This window comes from uncultured Rothia sp. (assembly GCF_963544205.1).
Lineage (GTDB): Bacteria > Actinomycetota > Actinomycetes > Actinomycetales > Micrococcaceae > Rothia.
In genome coordinates this window covers 1-3,737 of the sequence record NZ_CAUUDY010000027.1, presented here as the reverse complement: position 1 = coordinate 3,737, position 3,737 = coordinate 1, and the positions used below count along the sequence as shown (strand labels likewise).

The following is a 3,737-nucleotide window of genomic DNA, read 5'->3' as shown; positions in this document are numbered from 1 at the left end:
GGGAGGCGAGCGTACCCAAACCGGCGCCGCCCTTAGCGAAGATGGGCAGGCCAGCGAAACCAACCAGCAGGTACAGCGCCACGGAGGCGGTGGCACGCTTGCCGCCGAGCACCTGAGCGGTGATGTAAATGCCGAGGGTCTGGAAGGTGAAGGGAACCGCAACGCCGCCCAAGCTGACGGCGGGCATGATGGCGAGCGCGGCGATGAAGCCCGCGAACACTGCGATGAGGGAGAGGTCGGTGGCGAGGGAGGTCTTTGCCGCTACGTTACGGCGCGGTGCTTGGGGTTCCTGGGCTGATTCGCGCACGGAATCGGTCATTGGGGTGGTACTCCTTTGGTACGTTATTGCTCTGCAGATTTTCTACAGAGTTGAGGGTAGCGGTGGTTGACTTGCTTGTCACAACCCAGTTTTGAACAATGTTCTATGAATGGTGTCCGGTATGTATCGTACACCGCACACCACAAAAACAAAAGGTGCCCCACATGCGCACTCGGCACACCTGCACTAAAATTGATGAGGTGCTCTGCGCGCTCGCCGCCTCTAACCCGGCGAATCCCGCCTACCGAGCACTATCAACCCACACATCAGACCGTCATCCGGAAAGGCACCCATGATTGCTGTACAGAACCTCGAATTGCGTGCAGGCGCGCGCCTGCTCATGGAAGAGGTCACCTTCCGCATCGATAAGGGCGACAAGATTGGTCTGGTGGGCCGCAACGGTGCCGGTAAGACCACTATGACTAAGGTGCTTGCCGGTCTGACCCTGCCCGCTGACGGTACGGTGACCCGCAGCGGCACTATCGGCTACCTTCCGCAGGACCCGAAGGTGGATGACATGAGCCAGCTGGCGCGTGACCGCATCCTTTCGGCGCGTGGCCTGGACGGTGTGGCGCGTAAGATGCGTCAGGCGCAGGACGATATGGCGAGTGAAGACCCGGCGGTGCGCGCTAAGGGTATGCGCCGCTACGACCGTCTTGAGGCTGAGTTCATTGCCGGTGGCGGCTACGCGGCTGAGTCGGAGGCGGCGGTCATCACCTCCAACCTGGACCTGCCGGAGCGTGTGCTCGCCCAGCCGCTGTCTACTCTGTCGGGTGGTCAGCGTCGCCGTGTGGAGCTGGCGCGTATTCTTTTCTCCAATGCGGACACCATGCTGCTGGATGAGCCGACCAACCACCTGGATGCTGACTCCATTATGTGGCTGCGTGACTTCTTGAAGAACTTCTCGGGCGGCCTGATGGTCATTAGCCACGATGTTGACCTGATGGAGCTGGTTGTCAACCGCGTCTTCTACCTGGACGCGAACCGCTGCGTGATTGACCAGTACAACATGGGCTGGAAGAACTACCTGACTCAGCGTGAGCAGGATGAGCACCGCCGCAAGCGTGAGCGTGCGAATGCGCAGAAGAAGGCGAATGCTCTGATGGAGCAGGCGAATAAGATGCGCGCGAAGGCGACGAAGGCTGTTGCTGCTCAGCAGATGATTAAGCGTGCTGAGAAGCTTCTGCGCGGCCTGGAGGAGGAGCGTCAGAGCGATAAGGTTGCGGCGATTCGCTTCCCGGATCCGGCGCCGTGCGGTAAGACTCCGCTCTCTGCCCAGGGCCTGTCGAAGTCCTATGGCTCTCTGGAGATTTTCACGGACGTTGATTTGGCGATTGACCGCGGTTCGCGCGTGGTGGTGCTGGGTCTGAACGGTGCCGGTAAGACCACTCTGCTGCGCATGCTGGCTGGTTCCACCAAGCCTGATACGGGCGAGGTCGTGTACGGTCACGGCGCGAAGCTGGGCTATTTTGCGCAGGAACACGAAATTCTTGATGGTGACCGCACTGTCTTTGAGAACATGAAGTCTGCTGCCCCGGATCTGGATGACACCCGTGTGCGCACGATTCTGGGTTCGTTCCTGTTCTCCGGTGATGACGTGGATAAGCCTGCTGGTGTGCTTTCCGGTGGTGAGAAGACCCGCCTGTCCCTGGCGACCCTGGTGGCGTCGAGTGCGAATGTGCTGCTGCTCGATGAGCCGACCAACAACCTGGACCCCGCCTCGCGTGAGGAGATTCTGAATGCGTTGAAGGCGTACCAGGGTGCTATCGTGATGGTTTCTCACGATGAGGGTGCCGTGGAGGCGCTCGACCCCGAGCGTGTGCTGCTTCTGCCGGATGCGGTGGAGGACCTATGGTCGAAGGATTACCAGGATCTGATTTCGCTGGCTTAAAGCAATATTCGCTGAACATCAAAGCGTGGGGGAGGCTCCGGTGCCGTGTGGTGCCGGGGTCTCTTTGCGTGTATTGCGCGTTGTTTTATTGTCCGGTGGGTATTGTTTGTGGCGTATTGTCTGGGGTGTATTGTCCAGGGCGTATTTTTGTGTTCTGAAAATGTGTTGCGGAGATATTGTCGGTATTTATCTCGTGAATAGTGCGGAAAAATGTGACCTGACCCGTGGGGTTGTATTGTTTTCTGATCATATGTGGTGTTATTGCGTTCCCGTGCATGTGATTTGTGGGTTCTGACACACGAAACTTGCGGCGTATTTGACGGGAAATAATGTTGCCTTGTGGGTTTTTCTGAGGGAAAGAAAAGCTCTCAGGCGATATTTCAGGGGGTCTGTGTGGGCTTTTCGAATTTTTCATGTGTCTCTACATACATTGTGGGAAAAATGGTAGAAACACAACATGCGTGGGGCGTAGACTTATAACTGTTCCCGCCATTGCGAGGACGCAAATGCGAAACATTAGGGCTCACTACCGATGGTGAGCTAACGCGGGGGAGAAGAGATTCCCGCCCGCTCACGAAGGAGAACTGCCAATGCACAACACTGAGTTCGAGAAGTACCCCACCTCTGGTGAAGAGAACGTTGAGGTTGACGTCTTCTGGCCCATCCAGGACGCTTAATCTCTCACCCCGATAGGTCGGGATAAGGATTAGAAAAGCGCCCCGCCGCTTCCGTAGGGAAGTGACGGGGCGCTTTGCTGTCCTCAGTGGGAATTTAGTTATGCGGCACGTTATGCGGCGTGAATACCCAGTCCGAACATTTGCAGAGGGTATTCGGTAAAGCCCATCATGGCTGCCGCGTACCAGGCGATGTACCCGGTCAGTGTTAGAACGAGTGCCTTCTCGCGTACGCTGCCAGCATCGCCCAGAATAGGCAGTGCCATGTAGCCGCTCTTTTTCCATAGGGGGGACGCCACCAGGGGTTTGATAACAATGGGGTAGAGGGGCAGCAGTCCGCGGGTTGTCAGTAGATCGCCAATCAGGTGAATGGTGGCGCCGACCGAAATAGCCCAGGGGAGCAGTGCCAGCGAATCAGTCGTGTAGGCGGCGTACCCGAGGGCGACGGCACCGATCCATCCACCCGGTGCGCCGAGCACGCGCAATGCCAGACCGCCCGAGAACGCGGCAAGAAGTAGTGAAGCCCAGGGGATTCCGTTGTAGCTCAGGTTGGCGCTGAAATAGGCAATTGCCCAGAAAGCTACCAGACCCAAAATGGAGTGCGTTCCCTTGCGGTGTCCGCCGCTGACTGCCCCAACAATGCGTGCTACCCAGCGTGAAATGGGCGGGATGGAGTTGGCGATACTGCCGTTGTGGTGGTCAATATCCGGTAGCATGCCCGCACCGGCGCACGCCAGGGTGGTCACGATGAGGGTGGGGGTATCGGGAACCTGCACCACTCCCGTCTCGACGAGCACTAGCCAGCCAGCTGCGGCGCTGACGGTGTGCGAATAGCCCATCATGGGGAGGTGCC

3 protein-coding genes are annotated in these 3,737 nt (G+C 58.2%); 1 reads left to right on the top strand and 2 read right to left on the bottom strand.

All coding sequences use genetic code 11. From position 1 onward, the window contains the following. Positions 1-319: biotin transporter BioY (locus RWZ58_RS08650; RefSeq protein WP_314658375.1), on the bottom strand; the 319-nt coding region annotated here is incomplete at its 3' end. 292 nt (positions 320-611) lie between these two features. Between RWZ58_RS08650 and abc-f the strand changes: the two genes are divergently transcribed. Further along, positions 612-2,210: a ribosomal protection-like ABC-F family protein gene (gene abc-f / locus RWZ58_RS08645; protein WP_049353101.1), complete on the top strand. Its 1,599-nt coding sequence runs from the start codon at positions 612-614 to the stop codon at positions 2,208-2,210. 787 nt (positions 2,211-2,997) lie between these two features. Here abc-f and RWZ58_RS08640 read toward each other — a convergent pair. Continuing rightward, on the bottom strand, positions 2,998-3,737 hold a 740-nt coding region (locus tag RWZ58_RS08640), incomplete at its 5' end, for a metal-dependent hydrolase (RefSeq protein WP_314658374.1).

Bases quoted from the DNA above. Each gene is read 5' to 3' on its own strand.
- abc-f (WP_049353101.1), top strand. From the start codon at position 612: ATGATTGCTGTACAGAACCTCGAATTGCGTGCAGGCGCGCGCCTGCTC.